Origin of the sequence: Streptococcus sp. 1453, assembly GCF_013276955.1 — a bacterium.
In the GTDB taxonomy this organism is placed as follows: Bacteria; Bacillota; Bacilli; order Lactobacillales; family Streptococcaceae; genus Streptococcus.
The window spans coordinates 106,201-125,290 of sequence record NZ_VMLZ01000004.1 but is presented as its reverse complement, the minus strand read 5'-3'; the positions used below and the strand labels follow the sequence as shown (position 1 = coordinate 125,290).

The 19,090-nt window shown below is 41.1% G+C and carries 5 protein-coding genes and 1 pseudogene; 1 reads left to right on the top strand and 5 read right to left on the bottom strand.

Going from position 1 to position 19,090, the window contains the following annotated elements; genetic code table 11:
- Nucleotides 1–146: 146 nt before the first annotated feature.
- Nucleotides 147–1,427, bottom strand: coding sequence for a glycoside hydrolase family 125 protein (locus HW098_RS03540; protein ID WP_176139312.1), 1,281 nt, complete (start codon nt 1,425–1,427; stop codon nt 147–149).
- Nucleotides 1,428–1,597: 170 nt separating this feature from the next.
- Between HW098_RS03540 and HW098_RS03535 the strand changes: the two genes are divergently transcribed.
- Nucleotides 1,598–3,694 carry a GH92 family glycosyl hydrolase gene (locus HW098_RS03535; RefSeq protein WP_176139311.1) on the top strand — a complete coding sequence of 699 codons (2,097 nt, stop codon included), beginning with the start codon at nt 1,598–1,600 and terminating at the stop codon, nt 3,692–3,694.
- Nucleotides 3,695–3,913: 219 nt separating this feature from the next.
- Here HW098_RS03535 and HW098_RS03530 read toward each other — a convergent pair whose 3' ends face one another.
- The 4 genes and pseudogenes from HW098_RS03530 to HW098_RS03515 form a co-directional block, all read right to left on the bottom strand.
- Complete coding sequence (locus HW098_RS03530; protein WP_176139256.1) at nt 3,914–15,235, bottom strand: DUF1542 domain-containing protein; 11,322 nt, start codon at nt 15,233–15,235, stop codon at nt 3,914–3,916.
- Nucleotides 15,236–15,924: 689 nt separating this feature from the next.
- A pseudogene (locus HW098_RS03525) lies at nt 15,925–16,317 on the bottom strand (hypothetical protein); the annotation flags it as partial.
- An 8-nt stretch (nt 16,318–16,325) separates the two neighbouring features.
- Nucleotides 16,326–17,300: an Rpn family recombination-promoting nuclease/putative transposase gene (locus HW098_RS03520; RefSeq protein WP_176139309.1), complete on the bottom strand. Its 975-nt coding sequence runs from the start codon at nt 17,298–17,300 to the stop codon at nt 16,326–16,328.
- Nucleotides 17,301–17,400: 100 nt separating this feature from the next.
- The gene (locus HW098_RS03515) at nt 17,401–19,089 is read right to left on the bottom strand and encodes an alpha-L-fucosidase (protein WP_176139308.1); all 1,689 of its coding nucleotides are present in this window, start codon (nt 19,087–19,089) and stop codon (nt 17,401–17,403) included.
- Between the last annotated feature and the right edge of the window lies 1 nt (nt 19,090).

Sequence of the window (19,090 nt, the reverse complement as noted above, 5' to 3'; positions counted from 1 at the left end):
TGAAGCGAAGGCGAGCTCCTTATACTCAATGAAAATCAAAGAGCAAACTAGGAAGCTAGCCGTAGGCTGCTCAAAGCACAGCTTTGAGGTTGCAGATAAAGCTGACGTAGTTTGAAGAGATTTTCGAAGAATATAAAGCATGTTCCCTAGCGAATATCTAGGTAATCCAAGACCAATTCACAGAACATCATGTTAGCCCAAGAGAACCATTCACGAGAATAAAGAGTTGGGTCATCTACGTGGAAGCTTTCATGCATAACACCTGTACCCCCATCGCAAGCAACCAGCTGATCCAACAAGAATTTTTTCTCTGCCTTATCTCTTGTTGTCAAACCTTGGATAGACAGAGCGATTGGCCAGATATAGCGATAGAAGGTATGAGAACTTCCGAGACCGCTAGCGTATTCTCCTTGGTAGAAATATGGATTTTCCGGGCTCAGAATGGTACGACGAGTGGCTTGATAAACTTCGTCGTCAATATCGCAGTAGCCCAGATAAGGTGCAGCCAACAAACTTGGTACGTTTGGATCATCCATGATGCTGGCATTTCCTAGACCATCCACTTCAAAGGCATAAATCTTTTCGCCCTTGCTGTTGCTTGTGTAGGCGTAGTTTTCGATACCTTCTTGGATTTCAGACTGGAGGCGCTTGGCATCAGCAATAACACTCTGGCTATCAGCTAGATTCAATTCTGCAAAGATCTCTTGCACATACCCCAAGACTACTACAGCAAACATATTGGACGGAATCAAGTAACTATACTGACAGCAATCATCACTCGGACGAAAAGCTGACCAGGTCATGCCTGTCACTGCAAAATCAGGGCCAAATCCATCATTTACCAGTGTATCTTCCTTGCGGTCCGTATCTCGGACAAAACGATAAGGAGAGTTGGTGTGGTCTTGTTCCACCGTCCACAGATGAAGAATTTCCTTAGTCGCTGCGACAAAAGTCTCATCAAACTGGCTAGTCTCGCCAGTCTCTTTCCAGAGGAGATAAGCCAACTGCAACGGATAGCAAAGCGAGTCCACCTCATACTTGCGTTCCCAAATCCAGCCATTAAGGTCGGTATGGTCTGTCTCGTGGTGACCCTTCCAGTTTTCCTCAATGTTGAAGGAGTTGGCATAAGGATCCTTGAGTACCAAGGTCATCTGACGTTTGACCAAACCTGCAATGGTCTGACGCAAGAGGGCATCTCTTTTAGCCACATGCAGGTAGGGTCTGAGTTGAGCTGTCGAATCTCGAAGCCACATAGCAGGAATATCACCAGTGAGTACAAAGGTTGAACCGTCTTCTAAGATTTCAACCGTATTGTCCAAGGTGTCGGTGTAGCAACGCTCGAAAACATCCACCCACTCTGGATGGTCCTTAGCCCGCTCTGCCACTTCATCTAGCCACTCTCTAACAATTTCTTTTGAATAAATCATCGTGCAGTATCCTCTTTCAAACAAGTTTCATTTTCAGTATATAGCTTTTGAGACAGAAAATACATACACAAATGATAGTCATTTTTCTACAAAATAGTTATCTTTGAAACTCCTTTTCTAAAGGCCCTCTTTTTCTGATATAATGTAGAAAAACAGCTAAAGGAAAGACTATGAAACCACTACTTGAAACCATCGATACCCGCTTTGGGACTGCCAGCAAGCATGCCTTTTCTCGGGGAAATACCCTGCCATACACAGGCGTTCCTTTTGGGATGAATTACTTTGTGCCCCAGACCAGTGACCAGGAGGGCTCTTGGTTTTTTGATCCACATCTGCCTATCTTTCAGGGGATTCGATTGACCCATCAACCAAGTCCTTGGATTGGGGACTACTCTTGGCTCCTTCTGACACCTGTCACCGGTCAACTGGGTGGAGACAGCCTCTTTCACCGCCAATCTTCCTATGACATAGATAAGGCCTCTTTCCAACCTCATTATCTGAAAATTTTCTCCCTGCGCTATCAGATTGAAACCCAGCTCACACCGACTTGCTACGGTGCTTCTATTCGTTTGGAGCAAAAACAAGGCAAAACCATCTCCCTCTACCTTCACGCAGGAGATGAACTGACAGTGGAGCAGGTAGATAAGCGAACTCTGGCCTTGAGACAAGAAGGAAAAACTGAGACTAACAAAAATCCGCTAAAACTATTCACTGCCCTGCAAATGAATACGGATATTCTTGCTGTCAGCCAAGAAGGGGGAGACTGGCGAATTGACCTGGAAGATAGCCATGCAGAGATTCAACTAGGCACTTCTTTCATCTCCCCTTCTCAAGCACTGCTTAATCTACCTCAAGTAGATTTTGATAACTGTAAAGCAAATGCACAAGCGGACTGGGAAAATCTCCTCCATCGTTTTGACATTATAGAGACAGGAGAGGCTGATCGAACCTTCTTTGATCACTGCCTTTACAGACTCTTCCTCTTCCCACAGACTTTTTATGAGGTTGATGAATCAGGGCAAGCCATCCACAAAGATCTGGCTACTGGAACTGTCAAGTCTGGTGTCCTCTTTAGCAACAATGGTTTCTGGGATACCTTCCGTACCACCTTCCCCCTCTTTGCCCTTATCATACCGGAGCACTATCACCGCTTTTTAGAAGGTCTTCTCAATAGCTACCGCGATACTGGTTTCCTTCCAAAATGGCTGGCTCCAGATGAACGGGGTATGATGCCAGGTACCCTTTTAGACGGTATTATCGCAGATAGCGCCTGCAAGGACATGGCCCCCGACCTAGAAGAAGAACTCCTCCAAGCCATGCTTGAAACAGCCAGCAAGGCCGACCCTCTCGGCATCAATGGTCGTCACGGATTAGCCCAATACCAAGAACTAGGCTACCTCTCTACTGAGCACCACGAAAGCGTCAGCCACACCCTAGACTATGCCTATAGTGACTTTTGTATCGCTAGCTGTGCTGAAAAACTAGGGAAAATAGAAATCGCTGAAACCTACAAGGCCGCATCACAAAATTACCGCCATCTATTTGACGCTGAGACAGGTTACATGCGAGCGCGTGATGGTCAAGGCAACTTCCGTCCTGATTTCTCTCCTTATAGTTGGGGACGCGACTATGCCGAATGCTCTGCCATCCAAGCTACTTTAGGTGTCCTCCATGACATCCCAGGCTTGATCCAGCTTATGGGTGGAAAAGAAGCCTTCAGCAACTACCTTTTGAAGACCTGTCAAGATGCTCCCCTCTTTGAGACAACAGGCTATGGTTACGAAATTCACGAAATGAGCGAGATGGCTACCGCTCCTTTTGGGCAAATCGCTATTTCCAACCAACCGAGCTTCCACATTCCTTATCTATTCCGCTACAGCAATTACCCTGACTACACTGCCCTTCTCATCAAGACTCTCCGTCAGAAAGCCTTTCACCCAAGTTGGGAAGCCTATCCTGGTGATGAAGACAATGGCAGTCTCTCGGCCTGGTACATCTGGTCAGCTCTCGGATTTTATCCAACCTGTCCAGGAAAACCAAGCTATGATCTCGGAATCCCTCTCTTTAACCACCTTCGAGTTTATCTGGCTAAAGAAGATAAATGGTTGGATATCCATACTAAACAAAACCACAGCCATTTTAACTTTATAAAAGAATTCCGACTGGACAAAACACTCGTATCAACGATTCAACACCAAGACCTCCTAAAAGCTGAACAGCTAACCTTTACACTTAGCTGGTTGCCAAGTAAGCCGTCCACTTCCTGAAATACAAAAATCTCCTAGCAGACTTTCCTGCTAGGAGATTTTCTTATGAGAGGTACTTGTTTAATACTCAATGAAAATCAAAGAGCAAACTAGGAAGCTAGCCGTAGACTGTACTTGAGTACGGCAAGGCGAAGCTAACGCGGTTTGAATTTGATTTTCGAAGAGTTTAAGCTTTGAAAATCGGATTTATTACCTGATAATTATCAAACAATCTACCAATTAAGCTTCTTCGTCTTCTTTACGACGACGGCCTGCAAGACCAAGACCAAGTAATGCACTTGCGGCAGCTGCGACCATAGCTACAGTAGAATCTGCTGTACCTGTATTTGGCAATTCTTTAGCTGCTTTACGCGCGTTTGTTGCTGCTTCTTGGCTAGCATTAGCTGCTGCTTGAGTAGTAGCTGGAGCTACAGCTGATGTTTGAGCAGCTTGGTCTTTAGCTGGGCTTGTAGGGTCAGTTGATGGAGCAACTTTCGCCATAAAGTCTTCGATACGTTTCACCATTGCATCCACTTCATCTTGGCTTGCTTTCGGATCTGCAAATACTTTCTTAGCGTCTGCTAATAAGTCAGTCGCTTCTTTTGCAGTTTCTGCATCAAGCTTAGCTGATTCTTGGATGAACAATTCATCTAATTGATGGATAGCACCTTCTAACTTAGCTTTATCCACTTTTGCGGCAGTGTTATTAGCTGCGTTATTGCCTCCACCATTTGATGGTACATATGGACGTTGTTTGAATGCATCATCTCTTGGAATAGCTAATACTTGACCTTCTTTTGTAACGATCGTTACATTTCCAGCTTTATCAATATTAACAGCTACTTCTTTCTTACCATCTTTTTCGACTGTTGCATTACCATCTTTATCAATAGTAATTTTCACTTTACCATCTTTAGATGTGTAAACTGTGTTTCCATCTTTATCTGTTGATTTAATGTAAGCATCAAGATCGAATTCTTCTACATTTGTGATAGCACCTAGAACTTTGAATTGGAATTTCGCTTTTTCTTCTGGAGTAATATTAGCAAGGTCTGCTACCTCTACTTTACTCAAGTCGATATCAAGATTATCTCCACCGTGTTTAGATTTAGAAACAGCTTCTTTATCTTTCACTAGTTGTTCTTTAGAAATTGTTGCTGTAGAACCGTCTGGCATTGTTACTGTTGCGTTTCCTTTATCGTCTACTACTACAGTTGCGCCTGGGTTGACTGCTTCAATTGATTTCTTAACAGCGTCTTTTTCGTCTTTTGTTAAGTTTTCTTTATTTCCAACTAATGTACGGATAGCTGGTGTTTTCACTTTAGCGGTCTTAGCTTCGTCAGCAAATTTTTCTGCTGGGATGACTAAGTCTGTAGCTGGGATGTTAAGAACTGTGCCGTCACCTTTGGTTACTGTTGCGTTTCCTTGGTCGTCTACGACTACAGTTGAACCTGGGTTGACTGCTGCTACAGCTTTCTTAACAGCTTCTTTCTCTTTGTCTGTAAGTTTAGTTGAATCTGCTACTACAGTCTTAGCTACTGGTGTGTTTGCATCGTTACCACCATTTGGTTTCGTAGCATCATCTTCAACTTTAACTAAGTCTGTTGATGGGATAACTGAAACATTGCCATCTTTGACTACTGTTGCATTTCCTTTATCGTCAACTACTACAGTTGCGCCTGGATTTGCTGCTTTAACTTTGTCTTCGATTGCTTTCTTCTCTTCTGGAGTTAGAGCATTTGGATTTGCTACTTTAGTTTTCGCTGCTGGTGTAACTGCGTTGTCTTTAGCTTTGCCATCGTTCACATCTTTTTCAGATTTTGTTAAATCTGATGCTGGGATAACTGCTGTCTTACCGTTTGGAAGTGTTACTGTCGCATTTCCTTTATCGTCTACTACTACAGTTGAACCTGGATTGACAGCTACTACTTTAGCTGCAATTGCATCTTTCTCATCTTGTGTTAATGAGTCTGGATTTGCAACTTTTGTCTTAGAAGCTGGTTTAACAATGTCATTTCCTGCGTTTGGTGCTTTTTCTGCATCTGCATTCTTCGTTAAGTCTGCCGCTGGAATGACCGCTGTCTTACCATTTACTGTTACTGTTGCGTTTCCTTGGTCGTCTACTACAACTTCAGCACCTGGATTGACGGCTGCTACTTTAGCTGCAATTGCATCTTTCTCATCTTGTGTTAATGAGTCTGGATTTGCTACTACAGTCTTATCTGCTGGTTTAGCGATGTCGTTTCCTGCGTTTGGTTTAGCTGCGTCTGATGCTGTCTTAGTTAAGTCTGATGCTGGAATTACAACTGGTTTTCCATCTTTAGGTGTAACTGTTGCATTTCCTTGGTCGTCTACTACAACTTCAGCACCTGGATTGACGGCTGCTACTTTAGCTGCAATTGCATCTTTCTCATCTTGTGTTAATGAGTCTGGATTTGCTACTACAGTCTTATCTGCTGGTTTAACTACGTCGTTTCCTGCGTTTGGTTCTTTAGCTGAATCTGCTGTCTTAGTTAAGTCTGATGCTGGAATGACTGCTGTCTTACCATCTTTAGTTACTGTTGCGTTTCCTTTGTTGTCCACTACAACTTCAGCACCTGGATTTACTGCTTTAACTTTTTCTTCGATTGCTTTTTTCTCTTCTGGAGTTAGAGCATTCGGATTTGCTACTACAGTCTTATCTGCTGGAGTGTTTACATCGTTTCCTGCATTTGGCTTAGCTGCTTCTTCTGCTGTTTTCACCAAATCTTTCGCTGGGATAACCACTGTCTTACCATCTTTAGTTGTTACAGTTGCATTTCCTTGGTCATCAACAACTACAGTTTTAGCTTCTGGATTCACTTCTGCAACTTTAGCTGCGATTGCATCTTGCTCATCTTTTGTTAATGATTCTGGATTTTCTACAACTGTCTTGTCAGCTGGTTTAACTACATCGTTTCCTGCATTTGGTTCTTTAGCTGAATCTGCTGTCTTAGTTAATGCCGCCGCTGGAATGACCGCTGTCTTACCATTTACTGTTACTGTTGCGTTTCCTTTGTCGTCTACTGCTACAGTTGCATCAGGGTTAACTTCTGCTACTTTAGCTGCGATTGCTTTTTTCTCATCTTCCGTTAATGGTTTAGTAGAATCAACCGCTACTTTATCAGCTGGTGTATTGACATTGTTTCCTGCATTTGGTTTAGCTGCTTCTTCTGCTGTTTTCACTAAATCAGTAGCTGGAATTGTTGCAACCTCTCCATCTTTAGTTGTTACCGTTGCATTTCCTTTGTCGTCAAATGCCACCTTAGCTTCTGGATTTACCGCTTTGATTGCGTCTGCAATCTTAGCTTTATCTTCGTCTGATAAATGATCTGGATCGCTTACAACTACTTTATCTGCTGGTGTATTTACCTTATTTCCTGCATTTGGTTGTTTAGCTTCTTCTGCATTTTTCACTAAATCTTTTGCCGGAATTGTTGCTGTAGCTGTATTACCATCTTTATCTACTACAGTTACTGTAACATTTCCTTTATCATCTACGAAAATCGCTTTCGCATCTGGATTTACTGCTTTAATCTTAGCTTCAATCGCTTTTTTCTCTTCTGGAGATAATGGTTTAGTTGGATCTGCTACTACTACTTTATCCGCTGGTTTGTTAATGTTATTTCCAGCTTTTGCATTTTTAGCTTCTTCTGCTGTTTTCACTAAATCTTTTGCTGGAATTACAAAGCTTCTACCATCTTCTGTAGTTATCGTTGCATTTCCATTGTCATCAACAACCACCGTTGAACCTGGATTCACTTCCTCAACAGCTTTCTTAATAGCTTCTTTATCCAAGTTAGCTGGATCTGTTACTAACACTTTGTCAACAGGTTTCTTAATTAAATCTTGTTTCTCAGGTTTTAATAGATCTGCTTTTGGTTTCGCTAAGGCTTCTACAGGGATTGTTGCGATGTCTCCATTTGCATTCTTAACAGTCGCATTTCCTTTTGCATCAAATACTACTGTTGCTCCTGGGTTTACTTCTAAGATATTTTTCTCAATTTCTTGAATATCTTCCGCTGTTAATTTATCTCTATCTTTCACTAACACTCTGTCTGCTGGTGAATTGATTTTATTTCCTGCATTCACTTTAGCTTTATCAGCGTCAGTCTTCGTTAAATCAGCTACTGGAATTGTTGCAGTCTTACCGTCTGGTGTTGTTACTGTCGCATTTCCATTTTCATCTACGAATACTGTTGCTCCTGGATTTATACGTTGAACTTTAGCAGCGATTTTTGCTTTAACATCATCCGTAATTTGTCCATCTTTAACAAACACTCGATCTGCTGGTTTGTTGATAAGGTTACCTGCTTTTGCATCGCTTAATACTTCATCATTAGTTTTCACTAAATCATCCGCTGCGATTACAGCTGTCTTACCATCTTTAGTTGTTACTGTCGCATTTCCTTTTTCATCAACTACTACAGTTGCATCTGGGTTAACTTCTTCAACTTTAGCTTTAATAGCTTTACGGTCTTCATCAGTTAATGCATCTTTATCAGCAACTACTGTTTGATCGATAGGTTTCTTAACTGGGTTTTGTTTAGCTGGATCCAATAGATCTTTTTCAGCATTTGATTTCACTAAGTCACTTACAGGGATTGTCGCTGTAGCCATAGTACCGTCTTGATTTGGTACTGTTACTGTTGCGTTTCCTGCTTCGTCAAATACGACTTTAGTTCCTTCAGGATTTACCGCCTGAATTGCTGCAGTAATCTTAGCTTTTTCAGCATCAGTTAATTCAGCTGGATTTGCTACTACTGTTCTTTCAGCTGGAGTATTTACTTTGTTTCCTGCTGATGGAGTTTCTTTAGCTGCTGGATCTTTCAATAAGTCTTCAACTGGGATTGTTGCTGTCTTACCGTCTGGTGTTGTTACTGTTGCGTTTCCTTGGTCATCAACAAAGACAGTCGCACCTGGGTTTACTGCTTCAACCGCTTTTTGGATTTTAGCTTTAACTTCATCTTTATTCGGTCCAACTAAATCTGCCGCCGCTGCCGCTACTTTATCCGCTGGCTTGTTGATGTTATTTCCTGCTTTTGCACCATCAACTTCTTGTGGAGATTTCACTAAGTCTTCTTTGGCGATTACTACAGTTTTTCCTTCTGGAGTTGTAACTGTTGCATTTCCTTCGTCATCAACTACGATAGTTGTCTTCGGATCTCTATTTACCTTAGCGATTTCTGCTTTGATTGCATCTTTTTCAGCTTGAGTTAATTTACCTGCTTTCTTAACAAGTGTTTTATCTGCTGGTTTCTTAACTTCATCTTGCTTGTCTGGCTTAGTTAAGTCAGCTGCATCTTTTGCTAAATCAGATGCTGGAATTGTTGCTACAGCTCCATCTTTCGTTGTTACTGTTGCGTTTCCTTTGTCGTCAAATGCAACTGTTGCACCTGGGTTAACTTTAAGAATTTCTGCTCTAATCTTATCTTCATCAGCCTTGATATTAGCAGGATCTGTTACAACCACTTTCGTTGCTGGAGTGTTTACTTTGTTTCCTGCATTTGGTTGAGTTGTATCTTTGATAAGATCTTCAACAGGGATTGTCGCTGTTTTACCATCTGGAGTTGTTACAGTCACATTTCCTTGGTCGTCTACGAATACTTTTGAACCTTCTGGGTTCACTGCTTCTACAGCCGCTTTGATTTTAGCTTTAACGTCTGCTTTCTTCGCATCATCAGCTAAATCAGCTTTTGTTGCTGCTACTTTATCTGCTGGTTTGTTGACGTTGTTTCCTGCTTTTTCATCTTTAGCTTCTTCTGGAGATTTCACTAAGTCAGTTACTGGAATTGTTGCTGTTTGACCGTCTGGTGTAACTACTGTTGCATTTCCTTTTGCATCAACTACTACTGTTGCATCTGGGTTTACTGCTTGAACTTTAGCCTTGATTGCTGCGATATTTTCAGGAGTTAAGGCATCTTTAGCAGCAACTACTTTGTCTACTGGTTTGTTGATGTTATTTCCTGCTTTAGCAGTTTCTTTGTCAGCTTCTTTCTTCACTAAGTCAGCTTTTGGAATCACTACAGTTTTACCTTCTGGTGTTGTTACTGTTGCGTTTCCTTTGTCATCAACTACTACAGTAGAATCTGGATTTACTGCTTCTACAGCTGCTTTAATAGCATCTTTAGCGGCACTTAAATCTGCATTTGGATCATCTACTAAAGCTGGATCCACTACTACTTTGTCTGCTGGTTTGTTGACAGCATCTTGTTTCGCTGGGTCAGCTAAGTCAGCTTTAGCTTTTACTAAATCGCTCGCTGGGATTGTTGCCACAGCTCCGTCTTTCGTTGTTACTGTTGCATTTCCTTTTTCATCTACAACAACTGTTGCATCTGGATTTACTGCTTGAATTTTAGCTTTAATAGCGTCTGTAACTTCTTGTGGTAATGGTGCATCTGTACTATCTACCACTACTCTATCTGCTGGAGTGTTTACTTGGTTTCCACCGTTAACATTCTCTTTATCCGCATCTGATTTGACTAAATCTGCCACTGGAATTGTTGCAGTTTTACCATCTTTAGTTGTTACAGTCGCATTTCCGTTGTCATCCACTACTACTGTAGCATCTGGGTTCACTGCTTCAACTGCTGCTTTAATTCTAGCAAGTTCAGGGTCTGTTAATTGCTTACTGTTATCAACACGTACTCTGTCAGCTGGGTTGTTGATGTTGTTACCAGCTTTGGCAGTTGATGTTTCATTAGGTTTTTTAATTAAATCATCTGCGTCAATAACTGCTGTTTTACCTTCTGGTGTTGTTACAACTGCATTTCCTTGGTCGTCTACTACTACAACTGCACCTGGGTTTACTGCTTCTACTTTCGCCTTAATCACGTCTTTTACTTTAGTACGTTCTTCTGGGCTTAATGCTGCAATATCTTCTACAACTGTTTGAGCATTCGGTTTATTGATATCATCGCCACCGTTTGCTTTCTTAGCATCTTCTTCTGTCTTGAATAAGTCACCTGCTGGAATTGTCGCAATTGTTCCGTCTTTAAGAACTACTGTTGCATTTCCTTCATCGTCATATTTAACCTTAGCATCTTCACCATTCAATTTTTTCAGTTTTTCAGTTGCTTTTGCTTGAAGATCTGCATTTGTTGCATCTCCAACCAACTTATCTGCTGGCTTACGAACTCCTGCATTACCTGAATCAGGATTTGCTGCATCAGCTAATGTACGTACTAATTCTGATGCTGGGAATCCTGCTGTATTTCCTTCTGGTGTTGAAACAGTTACTGTTCCGTTATCATCAATTGTCACAACAGCATTAGGGTTTACTTCACGAACAGCTTTTTTGATGTTTTCTTTATCTGCATCTGTCAAACTTTCAGGATTTTCAACAATCACTTTATCCGTTGGACGGTTGATGTTGTTACCACCACCTGCAGTATCTAAAGCATTTACATCTTTTGTTAAATCTTCTTGTTTTAATGGTTCGGCTACTGTTTTCCCTGGCAAGGTTACTTCAGCACTTCCATCAGCCTTAACAACGACTGTAGTCCCTGGAGGGTTTACCGCTTCAATCGCTTTTTTAAGTTTTTCCTGTTCTTCAGGTTTTAAGTTTGTTGGATCTTCAGCGATTACCTTGTTCGCTGGTAAACGAGCAGAGTTGATGGCTTTAATCGCTGCTTCTGCTGATTTCTTAGCTTTAGCAACATCGGCATTTTTCTTAGCACCATCGATTGCCTCTTCCGAAGCTTTCTTAACAGCATCTACCTCATCTTGAAGTTTCTTCTTAGCTTCTGGTGACAATGCTCCATCTTGCTCAATCTCTTGCTTTTTAGCAGCGGCTGTAGTTTCTACCTCTGTTTTAGCTTCTGGTTTTTTAGCAGCAGGTTTGGTAACACCCTCTACCTCTGTTTTTCCAGTATCGCCAGCTGTATCGATTTTACCTTGCTCTTGTGTAGCTGCTTCAGGCGTTTCTGCATTATCATTTTTAGCCTTGATTTCAGCTTTCTTAGCATCAGCAAATTTTTTAGCTTCTGCCTTCGCTTCTGCCTTTTCTTCCTCTGTTAGGTCAGTTCGGGCATCCATTTCTGCTTCTTTAGCTTTTAAGGCTTCATCGATTTTGTCTAATGCTGCTTGTTTACCGATTGGGTTGATTTTAGCAACTTCTTTGGTTCCTTCAGCTTGTTTTTCATTTACAGTAGTTTGAGCTGCTGTTGCCGCATCTGCTGTTTCTGCTGTTGCTGGTTGTTTTTCGATTTCAGCAAGGGCTGCTGCTGCCTTGTCTTCAGCATCTTTTTTAGCTTTTTCCTTCTCGGCTTGTGTTAAGCTATCATTGTTCTCAATAGCCTCCTTCTTAGCTTCCAAAGTCTTAGCGATTTCTTCTTTAGCTTTTTCTTTACCGATTGGATTTACTTTCGCTACAGCACCAGTACCTTCATCTTTACCTGCAGTTACATCTGTTGCATTTGTAGCATCAGCGATTTTTTCTAATGCTGCTGCTTTATCTTTTTCTACATCAGCAATAGCTTTATCTTGCTCAGCTTTTGATAAGTTATCATTACCTTTAATAGCTGCAATTTTCGCATCTGCTTGGTTAGTTACTGCATCGATTGCTGGTTGTTTATCTAATTTCACAACTTTATCGACAGGAATAGTATCTTTAGAACCATCTTGGTAAGTTACTACTAAGTTTTCACCGTCTTGAACAAGATCTTTTACAACCTTCTTAGCATTTTCTGCTTCGACTGCTTTTCCTTTTTTATCTTCTAAGTTCTTATCTTCATTTTTCTTAGAGTATTCTAATGGAAGACTTTCTTTAAGCTTAGCTAATTCAACCTCTGGAATATGAGCAATATCTGTTACCACTGTCTTATCAGCATCAGCTAATTCTCTAATGTCATATTTTGCTGTTTGAGCTTTTAATTTGATAGTGAATGAACCTGGGTCAGTTGCATATGAAGAACCTTTAGCAACATTATGGATTTCTTTACCATCTGTATCTGTCGCAGTTGCATAACGAGTTACAATTTTAAGTTCTTGATTTGCTTCTTTAGGGAATTTGCTCTCGGCAATTCCAGAGTTATCTTTTGAAATATTACCTTTAATTTTTACAATAGCAGGATTTTCTGCTGTTGCTACCGTTTCAGTAGAAATTTTTTCAACTGTTGTATTGTACTCATTATCTAAAACATCAGGATTAGATTCATCTTTAGCTGGCGAATCCTGATTCCCACCACGTTTAATTGTCGCAGATGCTATTTTCCCTGAATCATCTGTAAATTTAATAGGAATTTCAAAATCTTCGTTCGCATACACGTAAACATCTTTTTTACCGTCTACAGAATAAGGGATTGTTACTTCTGGAGCATTGTTTGTACGTGCAAAATCAGTCAATGGTCTAGTGTCTGTTGAACCATCTTTATAAGTTACAACTAGATTGTTATCAACTTTTTTAATGCTTGCGATACGGTCTGCTTGATTTTCTACAGCTTGACCTTTTTTATCAGCTAGACGAGCATCGATGTTATTTTTAGAGTATTCAATCTTAAGCTTTTCTTTAATTTTATTAAATTCTGCTTCAGTTACTTCCGATGCATCATCCACTGCTACTTTATCAGCTTCTGCTGGTGTTTGAATGTCGTATTTTTGAGTTTGAGGTTTAAGCATGACACGGAAAGCGTGGTCATTAGCTACTTCATTCCCGGAGGAACCGGTAAAGTCTGTTCCTTCAGTATCCGTAACTCGCACATAACGCCATCCTAAAGGTACCCCTGGAGGGTTTTCTCCTTTGGTTGCAGCCTCTAGCTTAGCTTGTGTAAATGACCCTTCTGGAGCTGGGGTACCTGAGTATGTGATAACCGCTGGCTTAGCTTCTGTGGCTGGTGTTTCAGAAGAAATAACATTAGCCGTATATCCATATTGGGTATTGATTTTATCAGTTTCACCTGCTACAGGAGAGAAAGTTCTATTTCCTCCTTGTAGTAATGTAGCTCTTGAAATCTTATCCGCATCATCTTTGATTTTGATGTCGAATGAATTTTCTTCTGCTCCATAGACATAGATTTCTCTTTTAGCTGCATCAGAGTATGGGAACTCTACGGTTGGTTTTTCGTTTGTACGTGCCACATCTGCAACTGGAGTAGTGTCTACTGAACCATCTTTATAGGTTACAACAATGTTTTGTCCATTTACTTCAATGTTTTCAACAACTTCAGCTCTATTATCTAAAGTTGTACCTTTTTTAGATTCTAGTCTAGCATCTTGGCTAGTTGTAGAATATCCAATCTTGATTTGGTCTTTAATTTTCTGAATATCAGTTTCTGTTAGATTGTTAATATCTGAAACAGCAATTTTATTAGCGTTATTTTCTGGTTGCTGGATGCTGTATTTATAAGTTTGAGATTTAACAACCATTTTGAAGTAACCTGGATTAGATGAGTTTGTACCACCTGATATTTTGTCTCCATCTTCATCAACAATATGTAAATATCTATCTCCTAATACTGCATTTTGATTTTCTTGTTTAGTATAAGTTGCAATAGCTTTAAACTTGTCGTTTGGTTTTCCTGTTACACGTACTGTTACTGGTCCTGTTGTTGGACTTGTAATTGAGCTGTACGACCATCCGAAACCATCTGTTTCTACTGGGTTAATAGGCGAAGATATAGATCTTCCATCTAAATACTGCCCACTTCCTTTTTTAATTGTCACTTCTTTTAGTTTTTTACCAGTTGTTGAATTTACAGAAATCTCAATGTCTGTATCTTCTTCGTTATAAGCATAGACTTCTTTTGTCTTATCATTAGAAAATTCTATAGTATAACTTAAATTCCCTGAAGTTACCGTTGTAGGTGCATGAGTTGTAGCTGTCGCTTCTGTACGGAAAGCATTCTCTTTATCAATCTCTTTCCCATTACGTGAATCATGAGATCCAGAGTTTTCGATTGCGTTAGATTCTGATTTTTTCTCAGTGTTTTCGGCTTTTTTACCTACAGTTGCTTGTCCGTTAGTAGTATCTACTTTCGGAGCGTCTTTTGAATCCTTTGGTTTGTTTTTTAATTTTGAGCTTACTGTAGTGACAAGGTTTCTGTAAGCTACGTTCAATTCATCTTGACTAGTTGCAGAAGCGAGTGTAGACTCAGCAGAAGCCAATTCACCATTCAAAAGAGCAAGGCTCTCCTCTGTTTTATTAGCATACGTACCTGCAGAAAGTTTTGATTTAACTTCTGAAATGTAGTTTTCAAGTTGCTTTTTGTCCAAAGCTGGAGTTGTTACTTCTGGTGCAGCTGGTTGTGCTGGTTCTTCTACAACTGGTTGTGCTGCTGGAGTTAATGGGGCATCAGAAGCTGGTGCTACTACCGAAGCACTTTCTGCTTCTTGTGGTCCCTCATGTTCAGAGGCTAGCCCTGGAGCTGCTAGAGATGTCTCTTGTTTGCTTAGCTCATTAGCTGATACAGCTCCATTTCCCAAGAACATGAACAGGGCAGCAACTGCTACACTGGCTGCTCCAAAACTATATTTACGGATTGAGTAACGTGTGACCTTTTCACGGTGCAAGCGTTCAACACGACTCATAGGCGATTTCTTCTCCACTTATTGTGTTCTCCTTAAAAATATTTTTTTATGTCCATATCTACATGCAAAGATTCCTCGCCATGGACGAGGTTTTGCATATGATACTTTACTTCTTCATTGTACATGATAAGTGATATATATGCAAACTAAATGCTCATCAAATTTACTAAAAAAAAAAACATTTTCAGACAATTTTTACAATTCGTTCGTTTTTATAATCAAAATTATGAATTTTTTAACTTTAAAATCAGGAAAATATTTTGGTTTTCTTCATGTTATTATATTGTATTAAAAACTGAAATTCGGAAATGAATTTGAATAAATTCTTTTTATTTTGAAAAGCAGATAACTTTGATACCTAAAAGGAACTATTCTACTATTTTTAAGCAAAACATTCGTAAAATAAATATACAAAAATTTTTAGGTTTTTAGCTTTTTTTCTTCCAAAAAAGAGAACCTGTCAGTTAGATGCCCAGATTCTCTGATAGCTTTCTAGCAGAGCCCAACAGAACCAGACCCTATCTTTCATATGCACTATTCTCTTAAAATTCAAAGGCTAAACACGCTAGAGGCGCCTCACCGTAGAAATATCCTAATTACGACCTAAAAGTGTTAGCATTCTCTGGCTGGTCTGCCTGTTGCAACTAACAACTAAAGCTAAAATAAAACATGCTACCTCATTTTGGCAACATGTCATCTGTTCCTATTTACAGCAATGCTTCAAACTCAGCGACAGTCATGCCTAGCTGCTGGCTGGCTACCTCAGGTGTCAGAAGACCTTGGCGGACTAGATTTGCTAACATGGCGAAACTACCTTCAGCTTTCCCGCGCTCCAGTCCCTGTTCAATGCCCTCTGCACGACCTCTCTCCAACCCTTTTTCTTCAGCTTGCTCCAAGGCATAGTCCTGCGCTAACAAGGCTTGTTCTTCACGTCTGCGTTGTTCACTAAACATTTTTCTGTCCTCCTCGGACCAGCTCTTGTAGTCTAGCAGTTGGTCTGCCTGGCTGATGGCTCGCTCAGGTTGCTGGGTAAAGGGTTTATTCCCAAAAAACTCCAACCACGGTTTGCGAATGCTATCTTTGCTGGTTTCTCTGTATTTGTTAGATCTTATTTATGATGTTCTTTCAGCAACTCTTCAAACTCCGCTACTGACATACCCAACTGCTGACTTGCAAATTCAGAAGTTAAGACATGTTGGCGAACCATGTCTAAGAAGGCAAAAAGTTTCCCTTCTTCCCTTCCTTCAACTTTCCCACGCTCCAGTCCCTGTTCAATGCCCTCTGCACGACCACGTTCAAGACCACGTTCTAAACCTTGTTCAACCCCCTCAGCCCTAGCGGTTTCCAAGGCATAATCCTGAGCCAATAATGCTTGTTCTTCACGCCTGCGTTGTTCACTAAACATTTCCCTATCCTCCTCGGACCAGCTTTTATAGTCCAGCAGTTGGTCTGCTTGGCTGATGGCTCGCTCAGGTTGTTGGGTAAAGGGCTTATTACCAAAAAACTCCAACCAGGGCTTGCGAACCTCGTCTTTGCTGGTTTCTCTGTATTTTTTCAGTTCCAAGAACGCCATCTTGACTAGATGGTTTTCTTGACCATTGTTTGTGATAGTTAAGACCTCACCTGTCGTATCCTCTCGCATACTAAAGCTATGGAAAGCCAAGTCATCTGAGAAATAATTACTATCTACAATTGCGATAGCGTATACTGGTGCAATATGTTTATAGCTCTGGTGTGTGTCACCTTCTCGCTGGCGAATTTTTTCTAGGTTTTGATTGACCTGACTGCATAAGTAAGCCCACAGGCGATTGATGAAAAAATTCTGATGATGCACTTGAATTTCAATAATAACTTGCGTACCATTATCCAACTCCGCCAAAACATCAATACTTGTATAGAAATCCTGTGCCGAGTAGGGCAGGGAAGGCAAGACGTGAATATTGCTCCCCTCCAAAATGGTTACATTTTTGGCTGGTAAGTCCAACATATCGCGAATAAATTGACAAGTGATTTCTGGGTTGCTGAAAATTTTCTTAGCAACCAAGTCATTAGTTGGGCTGATGCCCGGATGTCTTAAAGTCATCCATTTCCTCCTTCTATTATACCATAGTTTTAAATCTAATTTTGCTAGATTCGATGGTTCTATCTATTTATTCGGAAAAGAAATGAATTGTGAAGATATTTTATCTCGTTTCAACTAAAATATGAGCTTGATCAACCAACTGTCCATTAACAGTCAGATTTAGATAGAAATCTAAGGTCTTATCAGCAGCAAAATACAGGGTTGGTAGATGTAAATCTTTTTTGCATTCCCCAGCTTGGAATTGAAGGACTTGAATTTCGTCCTGATAGGCGACACCATGGACACCTGTCCCCGGTTGAATCGAAATCTTAGCCTCCAAAGGAGTGTCACTTTCGCTACGTTCAATCCTAAAATGAAGAGCTTCTCCCTTTGTCACAGTTAAACTTTTTTCTGCAAATGCTAGTTCCTGAACAACTTCTTTTTTTGATAATCCAGGAGTTTTATAGAGGGAAATCTTGGTCAATACAGGCATAGATTGTGCCTCTGTAATTATCACGCGCACCTTCTGTGCCTCTACTAGCGGACCTCGCAAGAGACGCTTATGACCAACGGTAAAGCCCATGCCAAATTCTTGCCAGACACCATCCACCTCTACTTGCACATGAAAAGCAGCGATTCGTTGACCCAGCTTCAAATCTTCTCTTAACTCAAGCACATCGAAAGTTTTAGGCGCCCCTAAGTCTAGTTCTAGCTGGATGGGCAAGTCTGCAGCGCTTGCCCAAGAGCTAGTTTCAAGGCCGTCTGTCAAATGGCGACAAGCAAAGTCTGCGGAAAGAGCAGGACCAGATACCTCAGCTCCCAGAGCCAAATCTTCTTTATAGAGCTCATTGCGATAGGCCGCAAATTCATAGAGGCGTTCAATATCCTTTGCATCAAAGAGCCCATCTTTATTCGGCGGAATATTAAGCAAGAGTGGAGTTCCCCGACCCACCGAGTGAAAGTAGATTTCGATCAACTCCTCAAGTGACTTAGGATCCTGATCCTCATGGTAAAACCAGCCTGGACGGATGGAAACATCTGCCTCTCCGATTGAAAAAATCATGCTCGAGGGATCTCCGTGCTGAAGATAGTCCAGCTCTGCTTCTGCTCCTAGTTTGTCAGGATTCACCTTTTGCCACAGTGGATCACCTGCATACCCTCGTTCATTGCCAATCCAGCGGATACTAGTGCCTGCTGTTGAAAAAATCAAGCAATCGCCCTGCAGTTCACGAATGGTTTCAAACCATTTTTCAAATTCATAATTAACCTTTTGAGCCCCCTCTCCTCTGGCACCATCCATCCAGACCTCAGCAAATTTCCCTCCATTTCCATAGGCAGGATTTGATAAAATCTCCTTCAGCTGTGCCAGATAATAGGCATTATAGTCCGCTTCTCGGTCCACATGATAGAGGGGACTATGGGCATCCCAGGGTGATAGGTAGACCCCCATATCCATATCAAACTCTGTGGCAGCTTGGGATACTTCAAGGAGCAAGTCCCCCTCTCCATTCCTCCAAGGACTGGCCTTGACCGAATAATCCGTATAAGTCGTCGGATAGAGGACAAAGCCATCATGGTGCTTGACCACCAAAATCAACTTTTTAAAGCCCGTTTCCTTGAGCACGCGAACCCACTCACGCGCATCTAACCTTGTCGGGTTAAATCGTCCAGGATCCTCCTGACCTGTACCCCATTCCTGGTCATAAAAGGTATTGGGACCAAAATGGATAAAGGCTGCTAGTTCATCCTCTAAATAAGCTAGCTGGGCCTGACTAGGCAAGGGGCCATGCGGTTTTATTTCTCTTACCATA

Excerpts from the sequence above, each read along its gene's own strand:
- HW098_RS03540 (WP_176139312.1), bottom strand. The coding sequence starts at position 1,427 with ATGATTTATTCAAAAGAAATTGTTAGAGAGTGGCTAGATGAAGTGGCA.
- HW098_RS03535 (WP_176139311.1), top strand. The coding sequence starts at position 1,598 with ATGAAACCACTACTTGAAACCATCGATACCCGCTTTGGGACTGCCAGC.
- HW098_RS03520 (WP_176139309.1), bottom strand. The coding sequence starts at position 17,300 with ATGACTTTAAGACATCCGGGCATCAGCCCAACTAATGACTTGGTTGCT.
- HW098_RS03515 (WP_176139308.1), bottom strand. The coding sequence starts at position 19,089 with ATGGTAAGAGAAATAAAACCGCATGGCCCCTTGCCTAGTCAGGCCCAG.